This window comes from Tenacibaculum discolor (assembly GCF_003664185.1).
GTDB lineage: Bacteria > Bacteroidota > Bacteroidia > Flavobacteriales > Flavobacteriaceae > Polaribacter > Polaribacter discolor.
Genome location: NZ_RCCS01000007.1, coordinates 327,304 through 349,733, shown reverse-complemented (window position 1 = coordinate 349,733; position 22,430 = coordinate 327,304). Strand labels below are relative to the sequence as shown.

Annotated in this window: 22 protein-coding genes; 7 read left to right on the top strand and 15 right to left on the bottom strand. The window is 32.1% G+C overall.

Annotated elements, in window-relative coordinates; translation table 11 throughout:
• Positions 1-156: 156 nt before the first annotated feature.
• The 5 genes from C8N27_RS10145 to C8N27_RS10125 all read right to left on the bottom strand — a co-directional run bounded on the left by C8N27_RS10145 (position 157) and on the right by C8N27_RS10125 (position 5,531).
• Positions 157-1,023, bottom strand: coding sequence for a M57 family metalloprotease (locus C8N27_RS10145; RefSeq protein WP_099216196.1), 867 nt, complete (start codon positions 1,021-1,023; stop codon positions 157-159).
• 242 nt (positions 1,024-1,265) lie between these two features.
• Positions 1,266-2,381, bottom strand: a complete 1,116-nt coding sequence (leuB, locus tag C8N27_RS10140) for a 3-isopropylmalate dehydrogenase (RefSeq protein WP_121147255.1) — start codon at positions 2,379-2,381, stop codon at positions 1,266-1,268.
• A gap of 11 nt (positions 2,382-2,392) precedes the next feature.
• Positions 2,393-2,974 (bottom strand): 3-isopropylmalate dehydratase small subunit, encoded by a 582-nt coding sequence (gene leuD, locus C8N27_RS10135; protein WP_121147254.1) that lies wholly within the window; start codon positions 2,972-2,974, stop codon positions 2,393-2,395.
• Positions 2,974-4,356 carry a 3-isopropylmalate dehydratase large subunit gene (leuC, locus tag C8N27_RS10130; RefSeq protein WP_121147253.1) on the bottom strand — a complete coding sequence of 461 codons (1,383 nt, stop codon included), beginning with the start codon at positions 4,354-4,356 and terminating at the stop codon, positions 2,974-2,976. The genes leuD and leuC overlap by 1 nt, the downstream gene beginning before the upstream one ends.
• Positions 4,356-5,531 carry a 2-isopropylmalate synthase gene (locus C8N27_RS10125; RefSeq protein ID WP_121147252.1) on the bottom strand — a complete coding sequence of 392 codons (1,176 nt, stop codon included), beginning with the start codon at positions 5,529-5,531 and terminating at the stop codon, positions 4,356-4,358. Before C8N27_RS10125 ends, leuC begins: the two co-directional genes overlap by 1 nt.
• Positions 5,532-5,663: 132 nt before the next feature.
• On the opposite strand from C8N27_RS10125, the gene C8N27_RS10120 reads away from it, so the two are divergent.
• Complete coding sequence (locus C8N27_RS10120; protein ID WP_121147251.1) at positions 5,664-7,229, top strand: hypothetical protein; 1,566 nt, start codon at positions 5,664-5,666, stop codon at positions 7,227-7,229.
• A gap of 430 nt (positions 7,230-7,659) precedes the next feature.
• Here the strand turns inward: C8N27_RS10120 and C8N27_RS10115 are convergent, their stop codons facing one another.
• The 4 genes from C8N27_RS10115 to C8N27_RS10100 form a co-directional block, all read right to left on the bottom strand.
• Positions 7,660-8,598: an NAD(P)H-dependent flavin oxidoreductase gene (locus C8N27_RS10115; RefSeq protein WP_121147250.1), complete on the bottom strand. Its 939-nt coding sequence runs from the start codon at positions 8,596-8,598 to the stop codon at positions 7,660-7,662.
• A 110-nt stretch (positions 8,599-8,708) separates the two neighbouring features.
• A complete protein-coding gene (locus C8N27_RS10110) occupies positions 8,709-9,518 on the bottom strand; it encodes a toxin-antitoxin system YwqK family antitoxin (protein WP_099216204.1) in 810 nt (269 codons plus the stop codon).
• 17 nt (positions 9,519-9,535) lie between these two features.
• Positions 9,536-10,723 (bottom strand): tRNA 2-thiouridine(34) synthase MnmA, encoded by a 1,188-nt coding sequence (mnmA, locus tag C8N27_RS10105; protein ID WP_121147249.1) that lies wholly within the window; start codon positions 10,721-10,723, stop codon positions 9,536-9,538.
• A 201-nt stretch (positions 10,724-10,924) separates the two neighbouring features.
• Positions 10,925-11,632: a toxin-antitoxin system YwqK family antitoxin gene (locus C8N27_RS10100; RefSeq protein WP_121147248.1), complete on the bottom strand. Its 708-nt coding sequence runs from the start codon at positions 11,630-11,632 to the stop codon at positions 10,925-10,927.
• Positions 11,633-11,677: 45 nt separating this feature from the next.
• On the opposite strand from C8N27_RS10100, the gene C8N27_RS10095 reads away from it, so the two are divergent.
• A complete protein-coding gene (locus tag C8N27_RS10095; protein ID WP_121147247.1) occupies positions 11,678-12,268 on the top strand; it encodes an adenylosuccinate lyase in 591 nt (196 codons plus the stop codon).
• Between the two features lie 71 nt (positions 12,269-12,339).
• Here C8N27_RS10095 and C8N27_RS10090 read toward each other — a convergent pair whose 3' ends face one another.
• Together C8N27_RS10090 and C8N27_RS10085 are read right to left on the bottom strand one after the other, a co-directional pair.
• On the bottom strand, positions 12,340-13,119 hold the full coding sequence (locus C8N27_RS10090) for a hypothetical protein (protein WP_121147246.1): 780 nt from the start codon (positions 13,117-13,119) through the stop codon (positions 12,340-12,342).
• 64 nt (positions 13,120-13,183) lie between these two features.
• Positions 13,184-13,714, bottom strand: coding sequence for a hypothetical protein (locus C8N27_RS10085; protein WP_147431718.1), 531 nt, complete (start codon positions 13,712-13,714; stop codon positions 13,184-13,186).
• A gap of 270 nt (positions 13,715-13,984) precedes the next feature.
• On the opposite strand from C8N27_RS10085, the gene C8N27_RS10080 reads away from it, so the two are divergent.
• Entirely contained in the window at positions 13,985-14,245 is a 261-nt protein-coding gene (locus tag C8N27_RS10080) for a hypothetical protein (protein WP_099216210.1), read from the top strand.
• A gap of 43 nt (positions 14,246-14,288) precedes the next feature.
• Here the strand turns inward: C8N27_RS10080 and C8N27_RS10075 are convergent, their stop codons facing one another.
• The 4 genes from C8N27_RS10075 to C8N27_RS10060 form a co-directional block, all read right to left on the bottom strand.
• Entirely contained in the window at positions 14,289-15,128 is an 840-nt protein-coding gene (locus C8N27_RS10075) for a sterol desaturase family protein (RefSeq protein ID WP_121147244.1), read from the bottom strand.
• A gap of 197 nt (positions 15,129-15,325) precedes the next feature.
• Positions 15,326-16,693: a leucine-rich repeat domain-containing protein gene (locus tag C8N27_RS10070; RefSeq protein ID WP_121147243.1), complete on the bottom strand. Its 1,368-nt coding sequence runs from the start codon at positions 16,691-16,693 to the stop codon at positions 15,326-15,328.
• Positions 16,694-16,793: 100 nt separating this feature from the next.
• Complete coding sequence (locus tag C8N27_RS10065) at positions 16,794-17,408, bottom strand: Crp/Fnr family transcriptional regulator (RefSeq protein ID WP_121147242.1); 615 nt, start codon at positions 17,406-17,408, stop codon at positions 16,794-16,796.
• A 97-nt stretch (positions 17,409-17,505) separates the two neighbouring features.
• The gene (locus C8N27_RS10060) at positions 17,506-18,030 is read right to left on the bottom strand and encodes a YkgJ family cysteine cluster protein (protein ID WP_121147241.1); all 525 of its coding nucleotides are present in this window, start codon (positions 18,028-18,030) and stop codon (positions 17,506-17,508) included.
• A gap of 121 nt (positions 18,031-18,151) precedes the next feature.
• Between C8N27_RS10060 and argS the strand changes: the two genes are divergently transcribed.
• From argS to C8N27_RS10040, 4 genes are all read left to right on the top strand, one after another.
• Entirely contained in the window at positions 18,152-19,924 is a 1,773-nt protein-coding gene (gene argS / locus C8N27_RS10055; protein WP_121147240.1) for an arginine--tRNA ligase, read from the top strand.
• Between the two features lie 15 nt (positions 19,925-19,939).
• Complete coding sequence (locus C8N27_RS10050; RefSeq protein WP_147431717.1) at positions 19,940-20,488, top strand: hypothetical protein; 549 nt, start codon at positions 19,940-19,942, stop codon at positions 20,486-20,488.
• A 26-nt stretch (positions 20,489-20,514) separates the two neighbouring features.
• Positions 20,515-21,903, top strand: coding sequence for a dihydrolipoyl dehydrogenase (gene lpdA, locus C8N27_RS10045; protein WP_121147238.1), 1,389 nt, complete (start codon positions 20,515-20,517; stop codon positions 21,901-21,903).
• Between the two features lie 65 nt (positions 21,904-21,968).
• Positions 21,969-22,421, top strand: coding sequence for a hypothetical protein (locus C8N27_RS10040; protein ID WP_121147237.1), 453 nt, complete (start codon positions 21,969-21,971; stop codon positions 22,419-22,421).
• The last annotated feature ends 9 nt before the right edge of the window (positions 22,422-22,430 follow it).

The following is a 22,430-nucleotide window of genomic DNA, read 5'->3' as shown; positions in this document are numbered from 1 at the left end:
ATTATTAGATGCCTCAAAAGTATTTTGGACTCACGTTTTTAAAAATATTTTTTTATAAGCTCAGGAAAATAAATAATAAACTAAGGAATATTAGCAATAAAAAAACCACCGATTAAAAATCGGTGGTTTACACTATGTATTAAGGTTAGTTATTTCTTAGTACATGTTTTGTAATGCTGTAATGTCGTTACCATTAAACTCTCCGTCTTCGTTAGAGCTAAAGCACGCTAACATAACTGAAGTTGAATCGTATCCTGTTGGTGTACCAGATACATGGTTAGCTCCAACACCTGCAGTACCTTCATTGGTATTTTGTCCACAACTTTGACGGCTAAACCAATCTGTATGTCTAAATCCAACTGAGTGTCCAATTTCATGTGTAATTACATGCTCAACAACATTCGTATCGTAGTTGTTCAAACCATATATTTGTACAAACTTGTAAGGTAAACCATTGCTTGGGAAACCTGCACTACCACCTGCTCCAGATTGAGTTGGGTTATGGTATACTACCATATCTTTGTTACTGTAGTTGGTTCCAAAACTTAATGTAAAGCTAATAGATACACCACTTAAACGGTTGTAATTGTCTACCGCCCATTGTAATGCTGTTTGCTCTTTACTAGAAAGACCATATCCACCACCACCTGTGTATCCTACGATAGAAATATTTCTACCCTGAGATACCAAATTGTTGGTAGAGTATTGACGAGCAGATTGATCTTTAGCTTTAGCCATAGCAAACAACTGATCTTCTGTCATTACTACATCTTCCTCTAAAAATAAACGTACTTCTGAAGTTCCATCAGGGAAGTAAAAATTGTCATAACGAATATGATCTACATTTAGCTCTAATTTGGCTACTGCATCAACTACCTCTTGAGGTATTGGTTTAAGTCCTGGGTTGTCGCCAGATTGCTCTATAGCTTCAGGGTTTTTAATTTGTTCGTTTTCACTTGAACATGAGGTGAAGAATACACCTGCAGACAAGCCCATAATTAGGGCTAACTTTGCTTTTCTCATAATATGAAGGGTTTTTTAATTCGCTGTAAATCTACACTTTAGATTCATGTTTTTAAAACAAAACTAAAAAAAACGTTAAAAAAAAGAATATTTAAACAGAAAAATCATAAAATATTAAATATTAAACAATACATAATAATTTTAAACAACTAACAAACAGACTACCAAACACTTATAAACAGAACTTCCTTTAACCATGGTGGTTAAAGGAAGTTTACATAATTATTTATAGTTTTTACTACCTATATAATGGTGCTTTGCCCCATATGTATGTTTTGGAAATTCATATCACTATCTTCTTGATTATAGATATAGTCTGCTATAAAATCTCCTACTTTAGAAGTTGAAAATGGGTTTTCTGAATTAATATCTTCTGTAGTAATACCCAGTTCTAATGATTTTTGAACAGCACTCTCTACTGTATCTGCCTCTGTATGTAATTCTAAATGTCTTAACAATAACGCAGATGATAGTATAGATGCCAATGGGTTAGCGATGTCTTTTCCTTTTGCTTGTGGAAAAGATCCGTGAATAGGTTCAAATAACGCATTTTCTTTTCCTACTGAAGCGGAAGCTAACAAACCTATAGAACCTCCTATAACACTTGCTTCATCAGAAAGAATGTCTCCAAAAAGGTTTTCGGTTAAAATAACATCAAAATCTTTTGGGTTTAAAATTAACTTCATCGCTGCATTATCAACAAATAAATAGTCTACTTCAACGTCAGGATATTGAGTTGCTAAATCTCCAACAGTTTTACGCCACAGCCTTGAGGTTTCTAATACATTGGCTTTATCTACCAACGTTAGTTTTTTACGTCTTTTTTGAGCTGCTTGAAAAGCTAAATGTGCCATTCGCTCTATTTCTTCTACAGTATAAGAACAACCATCAAAAGCATGCTTTCCATCATCACTCAGTTCTTTAATACCAAAATAGATTCCTCCTGTTAGTTCTCTATAAATAACAATATCTGTTCCTTCAATTCTATCTTTCTTTAAAGGTGACTTATGAATTAACGTGTCATACGCTTTTACAGGGCGAATATTACAAAATAGTCCTAACTCTTTTCTTAAACGTAGTAATCCTTGCTCTGGACGTACTTTTGCTGTAGGATCATTATCATATTTTGGATCTCCAATGGCTCCAAATAAAATAGCATCACTCTTTTTACACAACTCAATGGTTTCATCAGGCAATGGATTTCCTGTTTTATCAATAGCACAGGCTCCCATTAATGTTTCTTTAAATAAGAATGTGTGATCAAACACATTACCAACAGCTCTAAGCACTTTTTTTGCTTGCTCTGTTACTTCTGGTCCTATTCCATCTCCTGGTATTACCGCTATATTGTACTTCATCTTTTTACTTTTTATATCATTGTTGCTTCAAAAGCTGTTATTGTATCTTTTTTACTGATTAAAAAATCTATATCGTCATAACCATTTATCATACATAGTTTTTTGTACGGGTTTATTTCAAAATCTACATTACCTATGGGGGTTTTTAGTTTTTGATTTTCTAAATCAACTATAATAGTTGTGTCTGGTAATTCAGTTACTTTTTTTAATAGTTTTGCTAAATATTCTTTGGGTACTTGTACTGGTAATATTCCGTTATTAAGCGCATTTCCTTTAAAAATATCTGCAAAAAAACTACTGATAACTACTTTAAATCCGTAGCCTGCTAATGCCCATGCAGCATGTTCCCTACTTGAGCCACATCCGAAATTATCTCCTGCTATTAAAATGCTTCCTGTATAATTTGTATTGTTTAAAACAAAGTCTTCATTTAAACTACCATTTTTATTGTAGCGCCAATCTCTAAACACATTGTTTCCAAATCCTTCTTTATTGGTTGATTTTAAAAATCGTGCGGGTATAATTTGATCGGTATCTATGTTCTCCGTCGGTAATGGTATGGCCGTATCTATTAGTTTAACAAATTTCTCCATTAGTTTAATTGTTTTGTAAAGTCAGTTATTTTTCCTTCTACTGCTGTTGCAGCAGCCATTAACGGACTTGCTAAAATGGTTCTTGCTCCTTGTCCTTGACGTCCTTCAAAGTTTCTATTTGAAGTTGATACACAGTATTCTCCTTCTGGTATTTTATCGTCATTCATTGCTAAACATGCTGAGCAACCTGGTTGTCGTAACTGAAATCCTGCTGCTTCAAAAACTTCTTGTAAACCTTCTCGTTTTATTTGTTTTGCTACTTGTTGTGATCCTGGTACTAACCACGCATTTACATTCACTGCTTTTTGCTTTCCTTTTATATAGTTTGCTGCTACTCTAAAATCTTCTATCCTAGAGTTTGTACAACTTCCTATAAATACATAATTAACAGGTGTATTAATTAATGATGTTCCCTTTTTAAAGTTCATATACTGTAACGACTTTTCAAAGGAAGCATCATTAAATTTGGGAATGTTTTCTGAAATTTTTATACCCATTCCTGGGTTGGTTCCGTAAGTAAGCATTGGTTCTATGTCTTCTGCCTTAAAAGTGTATTCTTTATCAAATTTTGCACTTTTATCAGTCTTTAATGTGTTCCAATAAGCTACTTTGTTATCAAACTCGTCTCCTTTTGGTGCAAACTCACGTTCTTTAATATATTCAAAAGTGGTTTTATCAGGAGCAATCATACCTCCTCTTGCTCCCATTTCGATACTCATATTACACACGGTCATACGACCTTCCATAGACATTTCTTCAAATACATTTCCTGCATATTCACAAAAATATCCTGTACCTGAATTTGTTCCTAATTGCGCTATAATATATAAGATTACATCTTTGGGTAATACTCCATTTTTAAGTTTACCTTTTACAGTTACACGCATGCTCTTAGGTTTTTCTAACAATAAGCATTGACTTGCAAATACTTGTGCTACTTGACTTGTTCCTATACCAAAAGCAATAGTACCAAAAGCACCGTGCGTTGATGTATGACTATCTCCACAAACCATAGTCATTCCTGGTTGTGTTATCCCTAATTCGGGAGCCATAACGTGTACAATTCCATTATATCGATGTCCTAAACCATATAGAGTAATATCGTTTTCTTTACAATTTTGTGTTAACTGCTCTAGTTGTTGCCTTGATAATTCATCTTTTATTGGTAAATGTTGATTTACGGTTGGTGTATTATGATCGGCTGTTGCTACTGTTTTGTCTGGTCGTGCAATTGGAATATTACGCTCTTTTAACTCGTTAAAAGCTTGCGGACTGGTTACTTCATGAATTAAGTGTTTGTCTATGTATAATATTTGTGGTCCGTCTTTTACAGTATCCACTACATGCGCATCCCATACTTTATCAAATAATGTCTTTCCCATTAAGCTATGGCTATTTTTGAAATTTTATTTACTTGTTTCATAATCTGATGAATGTCTTCGTCGATTACTTCTTTTTGTCTATCAGCAAACTGTAAGAACGTTTTATAAGCTGTATCTAACTGAATTTTGGTTAGCTCATATCCTATCTTTTTTGCGCGATATGCTAAGGCTGCTCTTCCGCTTCTTGCGGTTAATACGATAGCACTTTCTGTGACTCCTACATCTGCTGGATCTATAATTTCATACGTTTCACGATTCTTGATAACTCCATCTTGATGAATTCCTGAGCTATGGGCAAAGGCATTTGCTCCTACAATGGCTTTGTTAGGTTGTACAGGCATTCCCATGCGTTCACGAACCATCATACTTGTATCGTATAGTAATTTGGTGTTAATATCTGTTTGAAGATTTAAATATGGATGCTGTTTTAAAATCATTACTACTTCTTCTAAAGCCGTATTTCCTGCACGCTCTCCTATTCCGTTGACCGTACATTCTATTTGACGCGCACCATTAATAGCTCCTGCAATAGAATTTGCTGTGGCTAAGCCTAAATCGTTATGGCAATGACATGAAATAATTACTTTTTCAATGCCTTTTACATTGTCTTTTAAATACTTGATTTTCGCTCCATATTCTTCAGGCAAACAATATCCTGTAGTATCAGGAATATTCAACACTGTTGCTCCTGATTTTATAACTTCTTCACAAACTTTAGCTAAAAAAGCGTTGTCGGTTCTACCTGCATCTTCTGCATAAAACTCTACATCGTCTACAAAGTTTTTTGCGTACGAGACAGCTTCTTTTGCTCGCCTAATTACTTCTTCTTTCGAAGCATTGAATTTATACTGAATATGTGAATCACTAGTACCAATACCCGTATGAATTCTAGGTTTGCTAGCTAATCTTAAAGCATCTGCTGCTACTTCAATATCTTTTTTAACGGCTCTTGTTAATCCGCATACCGTAGCATTTTTAACTAATTTAGCTATTTCTTGTACCGAAATAAAGTCTCCTGGGCTTGATACTGGGAAGCCTGCTTCAATTACATCAACTCCTAAAAAATCGAGTCTTTCGGCAATAACTAGCTTTTGTTGGGTATCTAATTTACATCCTGGGACTTGCTCTCCGTCTCGTAATGTGGTATCGAAAATTTGAATTTTATCGCTTTGCATAAATCTAAATATGATTATCAAAATAAAAACCAAATGTATATATTGGCTTTTCTAGCAAGCTCTTTTTTAATGGGTTAGTTACGATATCAAAATGGCAAAAAACAAAAATAAAACACTGAAAAACAAAAAGTTATGCGTAAACCAATTACATTCTCCAACCAACAAAATGACGCTTTGTTTGTTTTGATTAAGTCTTTATCGAAGTCAGAAAAACGTCAGTTTAATTTATATGTTGGTCGTTTAGGAGGTAATGTAGATGCTAAATTTTTTGCGCTTTTTAAATTACTTGAAAAACAAAAGAGTTATAACGAAAAGGCTATTATTGATAGCGGTGTGGTGAGTAAACAACAATTATCTAACCTAAAAGCTCATTTATACAAGCAAATACTAACTAGTCTTCGTATGAATCCTGTTCATAAAAACATTAGAATTCAAATACGTGAGCAGCTAGATTTTGCTACAGTTTTATATCAAAAAGGGTTGTACAAGCAAAGTTTAAAACTGCTTGACAAAGCAAAAAATATGGCGGTTGAAAATGAAGAAAAGAATGTTGCTTATGAAATTGTTGAGCTTGAAAAAGTTATTGAAAGTCAGTATATAACCCGAAGTATTGATACGCGTTCTGACGAATTAACTATTCAGGCAAAAGAGCTTAGCATGCAAAATGTTATCGCCAGTAAATTGTCAAACTTGTCGCTACAACTGTATGGAACATTGCTTAAAAATGGCTACGTAAAAAACGATGAAGAGCTGCAACGAGTAAATACTTACTTTTATTCTAAACTTCCTGAATATACATATGAAGAATTGGGTTTTAGAGAAAAGTTATGGTTATACAAAGCACATTTGTGGCATAGCTTTTTAACTCAAGATTTTTTACAGAGTTATAAGTATGCTAATAAATGGGTAGATTTATTTAAACATGATACTAAGAATATTTCTTTGCATCCTGTTTTTTATTTAAAAGGAAAGAACTACTTATTAGAGAGCTTATTTTTTATAAAGCACTATGATAAGTTTAAAGAAGAGCTTTCTGTTTTTGAAGAGGAAATTGAAGAGAAAAGTATTCCGCAAAATAGCAATACTGAAATCTTAACTTTTCTATACTATTATGCTAATAAATTACACTTACATTTCTTAGAAGGCAACTTTTCTGAAGGTGAATACCTAGTAGATATTATTAATGATAAAATAGATGAGTACAAAGACCGTTTAGATACGCATCATATTGTAGTTTTTTACTATAAAATTGCTTGTTTGTACTTTGGTATGGGTAAAAACAAAGAGTGTATTTTGTATTTAAATAAAATAATTAAACCTAAAAATATTCAAGTGGCTAACGATCTACAGTGCTTTGCCAGAGTACTTTCTTTAATTGCTCATTACGAGTGTGGCTTAGATTATGATTTAGAGCGACAGTTTAAAGATACCTATCGTTTTTTACTTAAAATGGAAAATTTACAAGAGGTTCAAAAAGAGTTTATTTCTTCTATAAAAGCGTTGGGAGATGTGTTTCCACATCAAATAAAAAAGGAGTTAAAAAAAGTACACAGTCGCCTTAAGGTTTATGAGAATCATCCTTATGAAAAAAGAGCTTTTTTATATTTAGACATCCTTTCGTGGCTTGAAAGTAAGATTGAGAATAAACCTGTTGCTCAAATTATTAAAGAGAAATTTGTTAATTCTCAAAAGTGTTGAAAATAGTATTAGATTTATCCTTGTAAAGTACTCATTAAAAAAATCTAATTACTAATTCTCGTCTCCTTTAGGAAAGCTAAACAAGTTGACTAAATATAAACATGCTAATTAAAAAAAGTAAAAAGTATCTAAAAAATAACTTGAAGAACATCTCTAAACCTTTTGGATAGGATAACTTATTTTTATTATCACCTATTAATACCTTAAAGGACTCCTTATTGCTTTCAATTAAGTTAACTAATTTAAATAGCTGGTAAATACCTATAATTAAAAACAGAATACTGATTAATTGTTTAAGCATTACTATTTTGTTTTACCTTAATTTTTACTCGTTTGTACAATAAAAGCATGTTTATAACTCATCTTTATAAGATTCCTCCTCCTACCTCGTCGGAATGACGTTTCTATTTTTTTGGCAATCGCCCTGCGATTAAAACAACTGCTCTTTTTTCACTTGCTGGTATTCTTCTACAATTGCTTCTAAAACTTCTTTTGCTGGTTTAATTTCATGGATAAGCCCTGCTACTTGACCTATTTCTAGTTCTCCATCGTCCAAGTTTCCTTCAAACATACCTCTCTTTGCACGTGCACGTCCTAACAATTCTTTTAATTGTTCTATCGTTGGGTTTTGTTGATATAGTTCTTGAACTTCTTGAAAGAATTTGTTTTTCACTAAACGTACAGGTGCGAGTTCCTTTAACGTTAGTTGTGTACCTCCATCTTTTACTTCAACAATTGTTTTTTTGAAGTTGTCATGTGCTGAAGATTCTACAGTAGCTGCAAAACGGCTTCCAATTTGTACTCCGTCTGCTCCCAACACCATTGCTGCTAACATTCCTCTACCTGAACCTATTCCTCCTGCTGCAATTACTGGAATTTTAACTTGTTCTTTTACCATAGGAATTAACGTAAACGTAGTAGTTTCTTCACGTCCGTTATGACCTCCAGCTTCAAATCCTTCACATACTACAGCATCTACTCCAGCTGCTTCTGCTTTTAAGGCAAATCTTACTGAACTTACCACATGAACTACTGTAATTCCTTTTTCCTTTAAAAAAGAGGTCCATGTTTTTGGATTACCTGCGGAAGTAAACACGATTTTTACTCCTTCTTCAACGATAATATCCATGATTTTTTCTATATCAGGGTACAACATTGGCACATTTACCCCGAAAGGTTTATCTGTTGCTTTTTTACATTTTTGAATGTGTTCACGAAGTACTTCTGGATACATAGATCCTGCTCCAATTAATCCTAATCCACCTGCATTTGACACTGCAGAAGCTAACTTCCAGCCACTTACCCAAATCATTCCACCTTGAACGATTGGATATTGTATATTAAATAGTTTGGTTATTCTGTTTTGCATAACGTAAATGTACAATCATTAGCTAGGAAGCACAAAAAAACCTCGAAAAAATCGAGGTTGTATGTTTATGTTTTTATGTTTGAAAAAGTTCCCCTTATATCTAATAAGTTTTAATCTATTACTCTTGTCGTAAAATTTAACGCAATGCTATATTTAGATGGTATTTTTCTATTCATTTCCACCGCTGGCTTCCACCCTTTTATAGATTCAAAAAAATCAATTATCTCGTTCCTTAATTTATTTGGAATATTATTAACCACCCATACGTCTTTGATACTTCCATCTACATCAATAGTAAAATTTACATAGATAATGGTGTTAATAGCATAACTTACATTATCTATTAAATAGCTCATCTTTGAACTAAACTCTTCTTTTCCCTTTTTAAAAGTAGGTTTTATAAACTTTGTATAAGTATCGTCTTTAAGTTCTTCTCCTTTTTCATTGAATAGTATATACCTTTCTATATCTCCATTTATATCGTAATAAAATTTTGCTGCTAGATTACCGTTGTAATGATAATACTTCCATAACCCTGATGGGACTCCTTTTTTATGGAAACCCGTATAATTTCTATTACCATTGTCAAATAATGTAAGTACTTTTCCTTCTAATTCTCCCTCAGCATCATAAAAAGCCCTTTTAGATATTTTTCCGTTTCGGTGGAACTCAAGGTATTTTCCTACATAACTGCTTCCTCTATTATTTTTTGAAAACCCCTTCTTGAAAATTTTTCCATCTCTATAATAAAGTACCTTTTCCCAAAGAACTCCCTTTTTTACACTAGTTTCAATATATTTAGCATCGTTTTTGTTTGAAGTTATTCTAAACTTTCTATCTAAATAATTAGAAATAGAATCTTTTTGTGAGTACCCATTAATACTAATGAATACAATAAATAATAACAATAATTTTTTCATAGCTTTATTTTTCTTTTTTACGAAATCACACCAGAACCTAACAGTTCTTCGTTTTTATACCAAGCAACAAACTGCCCTTCTTGAATAGCTGATTGTGGATTTTCAAACTCTACATAAATTCCTTTGTTAACTTTATATAACGTAGCTTTTTCTAATGGTTGTCGGTAACGAATACGTGCTTCTACCTCCATAGATTCACCAGTTTGTAAAGCTAAATCTTCACGTACCCAGTGCAATTCTTCATTTGATACAAATAATACACTTCTATACAACCCTTGGTGATTTTTTCCTTCTCCAGTATAAATAATGTTGGTATCTACATCGGTTTCAATTACAAACAATGGTTCTTTGGTTCCGCCGACAGCTAATCCTTTACGCTGACCTTTTGTAAAATAATGTGCTCCTTGATGCTTTCCTACTACTTTTCCATCTTCTTTATTATAAGAGAACTTCGTTGAAAAATATTCCAATTCTGCCTCTTTATTCTCAAATTCTGGAATTGAACGATTGTACTGTTCAAACTCGTCTGGAATTCGGACAATATCTCCTTCTTTTGGTTGTAGTTTTTGTTGTAAAAAGTCTGGAAGTCTTACTTTTCCTATAAAACACAATCCTTGGCTGTCTTTTTTATCAGCTGTAATTAAATCTGCCTCTTTTGCTATTTCACGAACTTCTGGTTTTGTCAATTCTCCTATTGGAAACAATGCCTTTGACAGTTGCTCTTGTGATAATTGACATAAAAAATATGATTGATCTTTATTAGTGTCTTTTCCTGCTAATAACTTGTATACAGGTTTTCCATCAATAATTTCTTCTGCTTTTCTACAGTAATGTCCTGTTACTACATAATCGGCTCCTAAACTTAATGCGATGTCCATAAACACATCAAACTTAATTTCACGATTACATAATACATCAGGATTAGGTGTACGACCTTTTTCATATTCGTTAAACATATAGTCAACGATACGTTCTTTGTATTGTTCGCTTAAATCAACTGTTTGAAAAGGAATTCCTAATTTTTCTGCAACAATCATGGCGTCGTTGCTGTCTTCTAACCACGGACATTCATTAGAAATGGTTACTGAATCGTCGTGCCAGTTCTTCATAAACAACCCAATAACTTCGTATCCCTGTTCTTTTAGTAAATACGCAGTTACACTACTATCTACACCTCCTGAAAGTCCTACTACTACTCTTTTCATTTTTTACTTTTGAAGCTGCAAATTTACGAAATAATAAACGTTTTCTATTATGGAAATAATTGATGACTTCATTGTAAAAATTGATGGACAGTGATATGTCTTAGTTTCTTACCTTCTCTTAGAATCTTTTGAAATTAACCAGTCAGAAAATAAAACTCTTATTCTCCACTGCGTTACTTTATCCTTTCTATCTCTTATAGATTAATTTTTAGGTATTGAATGTACAGCTCTTTTTCTCTTATCGGTAACAACTTCTCCATCCATGTAAAATTGCCATTTACCGTCTCTTTTACCGTTTTTATACATTCCTTTTTCTTTTAAATCTCCTTTTAAGTCGTAATATCTTCCTTCTCCTTCTAGTTTTCCATCAACATAATATACTTCTTCAATCATCACTCCTTCTTCAGTAAAAATCTTAGAAAGTCCATTTTTCTCACCATTTTTATAAATACTTTCTTCCGTTAATTTACCATTTCTATAGTAGTTTTTTAGAACTCCATCTAATTTACCGTCAACATACTCTTCTTCAGAAAAAAGCTTTCCATCTGAAAAATAATACGTCCACTTACCTACTCTCTTTCTTCCTATCATCCATCCTTTTGTTTTTACTTTTCCTTTTGGTGTAAAAAACTGTACAAATGCACTATCTGATTTTGCTAAAAACTCTTTAGACATAGAAGGTACTCCGTAAGAGTTAGGCTCGTAAAAATTAAATGTTCCTACTTCTTTTCCATTTTTAAATTCACCTGAGTATCTTATTTTATTTTTATTATCATCGTAATACTTTTTCCATACTCCATGTCTCTTACCATTTGCATCAAACTGATTAATTTTTTGTGCTTGTGCAGCTGTTGTAAAAAAGGCTGCTAATAAAAGTGCTGTTGAAAATATCCTTTTTATATTTATCATGCTATAATTTCTTTTACATTTCAAATTTACATAAACCATACCAATATGAGTGTTGATTTTTTAATTTCTGTGTTAGAAAATGTTGATAATCCTGCTAGAGTAAACAGAAATAATACTGCAAATATTGTGTTAGCTCAACCTGAATTAGTGAAATATTTGGTTGATATTACTTTTGATGTTGATAATAAACTATCTATTAAAGCTGCTTGGGTACTGGAATGGATTTGTACACATAGTGGAATTGAACATATTATTCCTTATTTAAATGTTTTTACAAAAAATATATCTAGAGTACATTTTGACAGTGCTGTAAGACCATGTGCTAAAATTTGTGAGCATTTAGCAACTGCTTTTTCCTCAAAAACAACCAATGGTATAAAAGAACAGTTAACAGAAACTGATATTGATTTAATTATAGAAACTGGGTTTGATTGGTTAATTACCGACAAAAAAATAGCAGTGAAAGCCTACACCATGAGTACTTTGTTTTTATTTGGTTTACAAAAAGATTGGGTTCATCCTGAGTTAGAACATCTAATTCGTACTAAAGTAATTCATGAAAGTAAAGGTTGTAAAGCTAGAGGTAAGAAAATATTGGAGTTGATAGAGAAGCATAAAAACCAAAAACAATTATAAAACCTCAGAAGAAAAATCTTCTGAGGTTCTTTTATTATTTTACAAACAACTAAATAGTTGTAGTTATTGTATTACCAAGCCCAGCCTTTGGTAGAAGAAACTTGGTCGTTCCAAGACTTTCTCCAGAACCACCAGCCTGACATAGTATACCACTTAAGGTTAGCTACTCCAAAACCTGAAGGACCTACTGATTGATAAAAACCTATAACTTTTCCTCCATAACAAGAATGTTGATATAAGTACACCAAAGCTCTTCTATTCCATGGTTTTTTCACTATTAAAGAGGATAACTGATCGTTATAACCGCTTCCTACCCAATGGTCTCTATAATACCTACGATCCATTCTACTCATTCCACTCATGTATGTATTATAGTAAGCGTGTTTGTAGAAATAAAACCTTCCTGTTCCATATAAATCATAGCTATTACACTTAGATGATCTTCCTTCTGTTGCTTCTTGATCACCTGGAAATTCTTCTGCTACTTTTGAAGCATACTCTTGTAAGTCTTCTCCATTATCAAAAACCTTAACTTGAATATCAGTACTTCCTTCTTTTTGATTATCAAAGAATAATGATTTTGGAGCTCTTTCTTCATCTCCAAAGATTTCTTGAGCAAGCTCAACATCTCCATCAGCTTTCAGTACTTCTCCACTTTCTTCATCATATACATAAGCCACTTTAAACTGCTTACCATAATAATCGTATGTATGATTTATAGTTACTGTACTTTCTTTTGCTAATTGTACTTCTTCTTTGTTTGATTCATTTTCAACTATATCTTCGCTTTGACAGCTAAAAAGCAATGTAAAACACATTACAGCCATCCATAAAAAATTTTGTTTTTTCATTTTTTCTTATTTTTTGAAACTCTCAGACTTTGCTAAGAGTTTATTAGTTTGATTAGTTAGTTTTTTAATTTTTTACAGGTATTAAAACCTCTCCGTTCTTAAAACGCGAATAATCTACAACGTATTTACCTGCTTGTAAAGTAATATCAGCTTTGCCTAATTCTGCTACTATGTCTTCTCTAAGAGAAACGTTTTCTGAAATGATAAAATCTTCTTCCTCTAAACTTCTTGAGAACACTAATCGTAATGACTCACCTTCATTTCTGAATGCTATCACTCCATTATCTTCATCATTGTTTCCTTCCATAAGTTTTGAGAATGTTTCTTTTACTTCTTCTGATGAATCTGAACTTGCATTGCTATACACAAGTATATCTCCATAATCGTTTTTAAAACACACTCCTGGTCCTGTAGTACAAGTTCCTCTACTAAAACGCCAATCCATAACATATACCCATGGTGCGTAATAGGCTCGAGCTTTTTTTACCTCTAAATTTGTGTTGTTTAACAGTTCGTTTGCAGTGTCTTCTTTTTGACATGCTTGTAGCATCATAAGAACGATGCCTACAATTACAAAGTTTTGTAGTCGTTTCATAAAATAATAGTTTTCGGGGTTAATTATGAACTCAAATATATACGAACACCACAGCTTAACTATCAGGGGAATTGTTGTTTATACTACAGGAAAAACACCCTTTAAGTAAGTCTTATACACCGAACATTTTGCTAAGGCTTGTGGAGTATTTCAATTTATTTCCTGTATAAATCAAGTGTTTATTCCTTTTAAAAATGTAGCTGTTAACCTAAAGACCTTCTTCTCTTTCCGTTATAGTTTTGCCAACATTATAAATCAAAATAAAAAATTATGTTGAAAAAAATTTTAAAGTTAAGTGGTGTTCAAAAACTAAACAGTTTAACTCAAAAAGAAATTTCAGGAGGAGGCTCTTTTGGTGGTTATTTAGATGGAGTAGATACAACAACAGATCCTGACAGATTTCCTTCTGATCCAGTAACACCAAGTTGGAAGTGGAGGTGTCATAATCAAACTAGTAATGGTAATACACCTACCTTTTTTTATTCTTACACAGATTTAAGCTATCGTGGTTACATTTGTTATCCTTTATAACTAGATAAGAACTATAAAAGCAAGCCTAACTGCTTGCTTTTATTTATTTAATACCCTTTAAGTTCGTAGGTTTTCTATATCCTTGAAAAGGTTGCTTGAGTAACTCTTTTAGGCTTGAATTTTTTACCTCATCAGGAAATGTATCTACTCCGTAGACTATTTTTTCTCTATCTAATTCCATATAAGTACCTAATAATCGATCCCAAATAGAGAAGATATTTCCGTAGTTGGAATCAGTATAAGGTAATAAATTATGATGATGCACTTTATGCATATCAGGTGAAACAATAACATAACTTAATACTTTATCCAATTTTTTAGGCATTTTTATATTGGCATGAGTTAGTTGTGTAAATACTAAAGACATAGACTGATATAACATTATTATACCTATTGGTGTTCCTACTAAAAAAACACCTAGTAATGTAAATGTAAAACGAATAACACTTTCTATAGGGTGATGCCTATTTGCTGTAGTAGTATCTACTTTATGATCAGAATGGTGTACTAAATGTACCATCCATAAAGGCTTTACTTTATGTTCTACTAAATGCGCTAAATAAGCTCCGAAAAAATCTAAAAATAACACACCTAACAATACATACAACCATAATGGCATTTCAGGAAGCCAGTTAATCAATCCAAAATCATTTGCTTGCACCCAATCGGCTGTCTTAAGTAATACAAAAGCCAAAGTAAAGTTGATAATTACCGTGGTAGCTGTAAAAAACAAATTAGGCCATGCATGTTTCCATTTATTGTATTTAAAGCTAAATAAAGGCACAGCGCCTTCTAACAACCAGAAAAAAGCTATTCCTCCAACTAAAATAATACTTCTATGACTGGAAGGAATGTTTTCAAAATAATGTATAAGGGTTTCCAATGTGTAATATTTTTTCTAAAAGTAAGAATTTTTGATTATAGTTATCATTACAGATTTGTTCATCTTTGAAAATACAATCAGAAAAGTAAATTTCTCTAAAGCAAGCCCAAAGAGCATTTAATGGAATTACATTTCGAAACTTTAATCATTTACTAATAGAGTACCCCTTTAAGTACTTATAATGTTTTTTTGAAAGTTTACTCACAAATTACTGTCGAATCTTTAGTAATAACAGTACCTCTATTTTCTAGGTCGCATATTTGTTGTGGTATAGTAATTAATAAGTTATCTTGTAAAAACAACTGTTCTAATTCTTTCAAATTTCCTATTTGAATAGGTACACTTTCTAACTGATTATCTTGAAAGTATAATCCTTTTAAGTTACTTAAGTTTCCTATCTGCTCTGGAACCTCAGATAGTTGATTATTTCCTAAGTATAAAAATTCTAATTTAGTAAGGTTTTCAATTTCTGATGAAATAACAGTAAGCTTATTAGAAAATAAATGTAAAAAGGTTAATTCTGATAACATAAACACCTCATCAGGGACACTTTCTATTTGATTTGAAGACAAACTTAGTTTTGTTAATTTAGTTAAATCTTTAATTGAGTTTGGTATTTGTATTATTTGATTACGTCCAAGGTTTAGATCTATTAAGTTAGATAGATTACCTATACTTTCTGGTATTTCTATTAATAAATTATTAAATACATGTAATCTTTCCAAAGCTTTCAAATTCCCTATTTCTTCAGGTAAACTTTCTATTTTATTTAAAGAAGCTTGTAAAATTTTTAATTTAGTAAGATTACCAATACTTTCTGGTAGAATTTGTATTTCATTTCTAGAAATGTTTAAATTCGTTAAATTAATTAACTCTCCTACTTCAACAGGAAGAGTATTGATATTATTATTATATAAACTTAAACTTGTTAAATTTACTAAACTTCTTATTTCAGCAGGAAGCGTTTGAATATGGTTATCATTAAAACTTAATGTTTCTATATGAGTTAAATATTGAATCTCTGCTGGAATTGTTTTTAAATTAACATTGCGAAAATCTAATTCAACTACATAGCCTTCATCATCAACAACTAAACGACTCCATGTACTTATATCTTCATTATCAAAATTCCAATCTAAATAATTGCTTGGATTAGCATTGAAAATAGCCATTAATGCTTCTCTTTGTGTTAGAGGAGCTGTTTCAACAATAACACTATAATTTGCAGTAGTTTGATTTTGAGAAGTAACGGTATACGTAACTGGATTTGTAAAATCTATTGTTCCTTCGGGAGAAAAAATTGCATGTTCAGATACTTGAAGGGTAGGTATCAAAGCTGTTATGGTTGTTCCAAATGGCACTGTCGCTTTAATAGTTTTATCATCTTCATTAATTTGGGCTGTAATATCTGAAGTTAAAGCAGTATTATTTTGTGATTTAAATATAAAACTCAGAATCATATTCTCATTACTAAGAATAGGATCATCGTCTTTTTTACTACAAGAGTTAAAAAAGAATCCGGACAAGATAACAGGTACTAAAATAAATTTTATGTGTTTTAGCATATTATAAAAATTAATTATAATCAAATATTAGGCTAAATAATAAAATCTTGACAACTCTAAAATTATCTCCAGATAAGTTCTATGTGTTTTTTACAAGAGCTTATTTTCCCGATCTTTTTTGAAGGTGCTTTTCTTTACTATATTGCTGAGGAGTCATATTTAAATAACTAGCAATGTATTTATCAGGAGTGCTCTTTAACATCAAATTTGATCGTACTACCATTTCATGAAAAAGTTGAAATCTTTTTGATGGACTTCTGTATTGCAGCAAGCTCATCCTATTCTCTCTATCCAGCAAAATAGATTCATGAACTTTATACATAACATAAGCCATTTCAGTCCACTTTTTTGAAAGTATTTCAATATCTTTCTTCTCTATAGATAGTATTTCGACATCTGTAATAGCTTCCTGAATTTCTACGGAAGGAGTTCCTTCTATATAACTTTTAAGACTGTTAAATGATAAACCCTGTGGTGAAATGTTAGATGTAATAGGAATATCTTCATCATAAACAAACTGATGAACTACACCTTTGGCTACAATATTGGATCTAAATTCTACGTCTCCTTCTTTTAAAATGATTTCACCTTTAGCGTATTTTCTTTTTTTAAAATACTTTATTAACTCCAAAAAGAAATCATCACTTATTGGGCCGGCAAACTGTATATAATCATATACTAATTGACAATCTGAATCAGAGATGGTTTTAATCAAAATAATGAATTTATGTTTCCAAAGGATGATATTTTTCCCAAAATAAGAAAAATTACTAAAATCTTAAGTGAGGTAAAGCGAAAACGTATCGACTATATTAAGTTTTATTCTTTTTAGAAGTTCCTGATTGTGGTAAACGTTTTTTCAACTCCTCTACTATTCTATAAGTAGCTGGACAAACCTCAGTGTTTTTAATCGTTAAATCTGCTATTTGGATAAACTTTTTTCGATTAGTATGTGGATATTCAGAACAAGCTTTCGGGCGTACATCGTAAATAAAACAAGTATTATCAGACTCGTCTAAAAAAGTACACGGAGCTGATTGTAAGACCATAAAATTATCTTCATCTCTCTGTAAATACTGATTTGTAAAATCAATCACCTTCATTTTTAAGTGTTTTGCTATGCGCTCTATATCTTTTTCAGTAAAAATTGGCGAAGTCGTTTTACAACAGTTTGCACATTCTAAACAATCTGTTCGTTCAAATTCTTCCTCATGCAACTCTTGCATTAGTAAATCTAAACGTTTGGGTGTTCTTTTCTTTAATCGTTGAAAATACTTCTTATTTTCTTGTAAAGCGTCTTTGGCTAATTTTGGTAAGTTTTCAAGGTCTTTATCCATGGTGCAAAGGTACAAAAGCATCAACTAAGTATGCTATAATCATGAATCAAAAAATCATAAGGCAAATCGTGGGAAGAAAAAATTAAAAACACTAATTTTGTGCGATAATCAAAAAGAACCAATGAATATTCAATCGTTAATAGAAACGAAAGTAAAAGAAGGATTTTTAGCCTTATATGATCTAGAAATTCCCAGTGTAGAATTTCAAGCAACCCGTAAAGATTTTGAAGGTGACATTACCGTTGTCGTTTTCCCGTTATTACGGTACAAAAAAGGAAATCCAGTTCAAATTGGTGAAGATTTAGGAAAGTATTTGGTTGAAAACATCAACGAAATTACCAACTACAATGTTGTAAAAGGTTTTTTAAACTTGGTAGTTGACGATTCTTTCTACGTAAACTTTTTTAATGAAATTGCAGCAGATGCAAGGTATGGTTTTGTAAAAGAAGATGAAACAGATGCTCGAATGGTTGAGTATTCTTCTCCAAACACAAACAAACCTTTACACTTAGGACATGTTCGTAATGTATTATTAGGGTATTCTGTTGCTGAAATTTTAAAAGCAGCGGGACATAAAGTTTATAAAACACAAATTATAAACGATCGTGGTATCCATATTTGTAAGTCGATGTTGGCTTGGAAAAAATTTGGAGAAGGCGAAACTCCTGAATCTACAGGATTAAAAGGAGATAAATTAGTTGGTAATTACTACGTAAAATTCGATCAAGAATATAAAAAAGAAATTGGCGAATTAGTCGCTTCTGGCACTTCTGAAGAAGATGCTAAAAAACAAGCCCCATTATTTTTAGAAGCACAAGAAATGCTTCGTAAATGGGAAGCTGGTGATAAAGAAGTTGTTACCCTTTGGGAAATGATGAACGGATGGGTATACAAAGGTTTCGACGTTACTTATGAAAACATCGGAGTTAACTTTGACAAATTATATTACGAAAGTAATACCTATTTATTAGGAAAAGATGTTATTGAAGAAGGACTTGAAAATGGTGTTTTCTTCAAAAAAGAAGATGGTTCTGTTTGGTGTGATTTAACTGACGAAGGACTAGACGAAAAACTAGTATTACGTTCTGACGGAACTGCGGTGTACATGACGCAAGATATTGGTACTGCTATCCAACGTTCTAAAGATTTTCCTGATGTAAACGGAATGGTATATACAGTAGGTAACGAACAAGATTACCACTTTAAAGTATTGTTCTTAATCTTACAAAAGCTAGGCTATTCTTGGGCTAAACAATTATTCCATTTAAGTTATGGAATGGTAGATTTACCTTCTGGAAAAATGAAATCTCGTGAAGGGACTGTAGTAGATGCTGATGATTTAATGGACGAAATGACCAATACAGCTCGTGAAATATCACAAGAGTTAGGTAAGTTAGAAGGCTATTCAACTGAAGAAAAAGAGGAGTTATATAAAATTATCGGATTAGGAGCTTTAAAATACTTCATTTTAAAGGTAGACCCTAAAAAGAGAATTTTGTTTGACCCACAAGCATCGGTAGATTTCCAAGGAAACACAGGTCCGTTTGTACAATATACTTATGCGAGAATTCAATCGATCTTACGTAAAGCCGACTTTGATTATTCAGCTAAAGTATCGGTAGAATTACACGAGAAAGAAAAAGAATTAATCAAGCAATTAGAATTGTACCCTGAAATAATTCAGCAAGCTGCAAATAATTATTCACCTGCTATAATTGCAAATTACACATACGATTTGGTTAAAGAGTTCAACTCATTCTATCAAAACGTATCAATTTTAGGAGAAGAAAATCAAGATAAAAAAACATTTAGAGTTCAGTTATCTAAAAAAGTAGCTGATACCATAAAATCAGCATTCAATTTATTAGGAATTCAGGTTCCTGAAAGAATGTAATTAATTATGTTATTTATGAAAAAAAGACTTTTTTTTCTTTTTTATTTTATTTCTATTGTCTTATTCAGTCAATATAAAAGTGGGGTCATACATTTTAAAAATGGAGCTACCCTTAATGGCCAAATTAAAATTACAAAACACCATGAAATTATTTTTAACGAAAATAATTCTAAGAAAAAATTTGACCATACAAAAGTAAATAAGATTGTGTTTAGTGACTCAATAGAACATCATTATAAAAAAAGAAAAAAAACAACATTATTATTAAAGAAAGAGGTTGAAGGACCTTTAGAACTTTACTCTTTAGCTTCATATTTTTCAGGCTTTTCGGATGGGTCTCGCTCAGGAATGTACATAGACCATTACCTTGGAGAAAAGGGTAGTGATTTTGTAGAAATTATCCCTTCAAATCTTGAAAAAAAACGCTTTAGAAAATTTATTGCTAAATATACTTCTAAATGTAAAAGTCTTTTAGAAAAAATTCAAGATAAAAAAAGTTTAAAGTCTAACTTTGATTCCAATATTATTAATATAATAAAGTATAATAATAATTGTATAGATTAAACAAACAATAAGTAAAAATAAACAACATGAAATACGACGTACTAATAATCGGAAGCGGTCCTGGAGGTTATGTAACTGCAATTAGAGCATCTCAATTAGGATTTAAAACCGCTGTAGTTGAAAAAGAAAGCTTAGGTGGAATTTGCTTAAACTGGGGATGTATTCCTACGAAAGCATTATTAAAATCTGCTCAAGTATATGATTATTTAAAACATGTTGATGAGTATGGTTTAAAAGCAGAAGCAATCGATAAAGATTTTGAAGCGGTTATTAAGCGTAGTCGTGGTGTTGCTGAAGGAATGAGCAAAGGTGTTCAGTTCTTAATGAAGAAAAACAAAATTGATATCATAGATGGTTTTGGTAAAGTAAAAGCAGGTAAAAAAGTAGATGTTACTGATAAAGATGGTAAGGTAACTGAGTATTCTGCTGACCACATTATTATTGCAACAGGGGCTCGCTCTCGTGAATTACCAAGCTTACCACAAGACGGTAAAAAAGTTATCGGATACCGTGAAGCAATGAGCTTACCAAAACAACCAAAATCTATGATTGTGGTAGGTTCTGGTGCTATTGGAGTTGAGTTTGCGCACTTTTATAATTCAATGGGAACTGACGTTACTGTTGTTGAGTTTATGCCAACAATTGTTCCTGTAGAAGATAAAGATGTTTCTAAACAAATGGAACGTTCTTTCAAAAAAGCTGGAATTAAAGTAATGACAAGTTCTTCTGTAGAAGCTGTTGATACTTCTGGCGACGGAGTAAAAGCTACCGTTAAAACTAAAAAAGGAGAAGAAGTTTTAGAAGCAGACATCGTATTATCAGCAGTTGGTATTAAAACTAACATTGAAAACATCGGTTTAGAAGATGTGGGTATTATTACTGATAGAGATAAAATCTTAGTAAACGATTGGTATCAAACTAACATTCCTGGTTATTATGCTATTGGTGATGTTACTCCTGGTCCTGCACTTGCACACGTTGCTTCTGCTGAAGGAATTACTTGTGTTGAAAAGATTGCTGGTTTACATACTGAAGCTATCGACTATGGAAACATCCCTGGTTGTACCTATGCTACTCCTGAGATTGCTTCTGTTGGTTTAACTGAAGAACAAGCAAAGGAAAAAGGTTATGAATTAAAAGTTGGAAAATTCCCATTCTCTGCTTCAGGTAAAGCTAAAGCTGCTGGAACTCCTGACGGATTTGTAAAAGTAATTTTTGATGCTAAGTACGGTGAATGGTTAGGATGCCATATGATTGGTGCTGGAGTTACCGATATGATTGCTGAAGCTGTTTTAGGACGTAAATTAGAAACTACTGGTCATGAAGTATTAAAAGCAATTCACCCTCACCCTACAATGAGTGAAGCGGTTATGGAAGCTGTTGCTGATGCTTATGATGAAGTAATTCACTTATAAGACTTACAAACTTTATATAAATTACAACCTCGTCTTTTTTGGCGAGGTTTTTTTATATTTGAAATATGAAAAAAATATTCACACTATTCGTTTTATTATGTTGTTTTTACTCTTGTAAAACAGAAGAAAAAAAAGCACCTGTAAACCCGTTAACAATTCCTTTTAGTGAACGCCCAACTCCACAACTTCCTAATAATAACAATAATTCTGTTAATATTATTGGAGGAGCGCATTATATATGCCCTAAAAAGTGTGAAGGAGGAACTTCAAATGTTCAAGGTACCTCTTGCCCTGTTTGTAAAACTCCTCTTGCTCATAACCAAGGATTTCACAATACACAAAATAAAACTTCCAACTCTCCAATATCAACTCCTGCAACACAGACTACTTCTGGACCTAATGCTGCTGGACAATATCACTATACCTGTACCAACGGTTGTGCTGGCGGGGCAGATACTACTGGAAAGTGTAACAGTTGTAACGGAGATTTAGCACATAATGCTGCTTTTCATAATTAAAAAAGTACG

Coding starts and splice junctions, on each gene's coding strand:
- C8N27_RS10145 (WP_099216196.1), bottom strand. CDS start 1,023: ATGAGAAAAGCAAAGTTAGCCCTAATTATGGGCTTGTCTGCAGGTGTA.
- leuB (WP_121147255.1), bottom strand. CDS start 2,381: ATGAAGTACAATATAGCGGTAATACCAGGAGATGGAATAGGACCAGAA.
- leuD (WP_121147254.1), bottom strand. CDS start 2,974: ATGGAGAAATTTGTTAAACTAATAGATACGGCCATACCATTACCGACG.
- leuC (WP_121147253.1), bottom strand. CDS start 4,356: ATGGGAAAGACATTATTTGATAAAGTATGGGATGCGCATGTAGTGGAT.
- C8N27_RS10125 (WP_121147252.1), bottom strand. CDS start 5,531: ATGCAAAGCGATAAAATTCAAATTTTCGATACCACATTACGAGACGGA.
- C8N27_RS10120 (WP_121147251.1), top strand. CDS start 5,664: ATGCGTAAACCAATTACATTCTCCAACCAACAAAATGACGCTTTGTTT.
- C8N27_RS10115 (WP_121147250.1), bottom strand. CDS start 8,598: ATGCAAAACAGAATAACCAAACTATTTAATATACAATATCCAATCGTT.
- C8N27_RS10110 (WP_099216204.1), bottom strand. CDS start 9,518: ATGAAAAAATTATTGTTATTATTTATTGTATTCATTAGTATTAATGGG.
- mnmA (WP_121147249.1), bottom strand. CDS start 10,723: ATGAAAAGAGTAGTAGTAGGACTTTCAGGAGGTGTAGATAGTAGTGTA.
- C8N27_RS10100 (WP_121147248.1), bottom strand. CDS start 11,632: ATGATAAATATAAAAAGGATATTTTCAACAGCACTTTTATTAGCAGCC.
- C8N27_RS10095 (WP_121147247.1), top strand. CDS start 11,678: ATGAGTGTTGATTTTTTAATTTCTGTGTTAGAAAATGTTGATAATCCT.
- C8N27_RS10090 (WP_121147246.1), bottom strand. CDS start 13,119: ATGAAAAAACAAAATTTTTTATGGATGGCTGTAATGTGTTTTACATTG.
- C8N27_RS10085 (WP_147431718.1), bottom strand. CDS start 13,714: ATGAAACGACTACAAAACTTTGTAATTGTAGGCATCGTTCTTATGATG.
- C8N27_RS10080 (WP_099216210.1), top strand. CDS start 13,985: ATGTTGAAAAAAATTTTAAAGTTAAGTGGTGTTCAAAAACTAAACAGT.
- C8N27_RS10070 (WP_121147243.1), bottom strand. CDS start 16,693: ATGCTAAAACACATAAAATTTATTTTAGTACCTGTTATCTTGTCCGGA.
- C8N27_RS10060 (WP_121147241.1), bottom strand. CDS start 18,030: ATGGATAAAGACCTTGAAAACTTACCAAAATTAGCCAAAGACGCTTTA.
- argS (WP_121147240.1), top strand. CDS start 18,152: ATGAATATTCAATCGTTAATAGAAACGAAAGTAAAAGAAGGATTTTTA.
- C8N27_RS10050 (WP_147431717.1), top strand. CDS start 19,940: ATGAAAAAAAGACTTTTTTTTCTTTTTTATTTTATTTCTATTGTCTTA.
- lpdA (WP_121147238.1), top strand. CDS start 20,515: ATGAAATACGACGTACTAATAATCGGAAGCGGTCCTGGAGGTTATGTA.
- C8N27_RS10040 (WP_121147237.1), top strand. CDS start 21,969: ATGAAAAAAATATTCACACTATTCGTTTTATTATGTTGTTTTTACTCT.